The following is a 477-nucleotide window of genomic DNA, read 5'->3' as shown; positions in this document are numbered from 1 at the left end:
CAGGGTGGGAAGGGTTCAGGATGTACTTCGAGCAGCTGTTCCTCGAAGAGATCAACAACCTGGGCTACATGAGCGCGCTGCGGGAAGTACCCGAGGGTGAATCCGCGGAGGTCGACCGGCTGCGCACCACCATCCTGCGGGGATTCGAGGAACTGATCGAACGCGCCAAGGCCGAGGGCGCCTTCCGTCCCGACCGGTGGATTGAGGACGTCCTGTTGCTCCTGTTCGTCAATGAGCACCTGATCCGCCGGGACAGGGAAGAGGCCGTGGCGGCATCGCGCCGGCTGTTCGCCCTTGCCCTGGATGCCCTGAGCACCCGCCCCGAACACGGCGGACCCGGCGAGCCCGACGACGTTCTGACCTTGCGCCGGACACTGGGCAACAGCCTGGCCGGCCTCTCGGTCAATGCCCCCGCAACGCCAGGGCAGGAGCCAGCCCCTGAACCGGCAGAAACCGCCATCCGAGAACGCAACTGAT

General features: G+C 66.0%; 1 protein-coding gene. It reads left to right on the top strand.

Annotated elements, in window-relative coordinates; all coding sequences use genetic code 11:
* Positions 1 to 476, top strand: a 476-nt coding sequence (locus tag AC5RWU_RS24595; protein WP_493986784.1) for an SbtR family transcriptional regulator, incomplete at its 5' end; no start/stop codon positions are given.
* Between the last annotated feature and the right edge of the window lies 1 nt (position 477).

The organism is Arthrobacter sp. B0427-1-12 (assembly GCF_059092905.1).
This window is presented reverse-complemented; position numbering and strand designations above follow the sequence as displayed.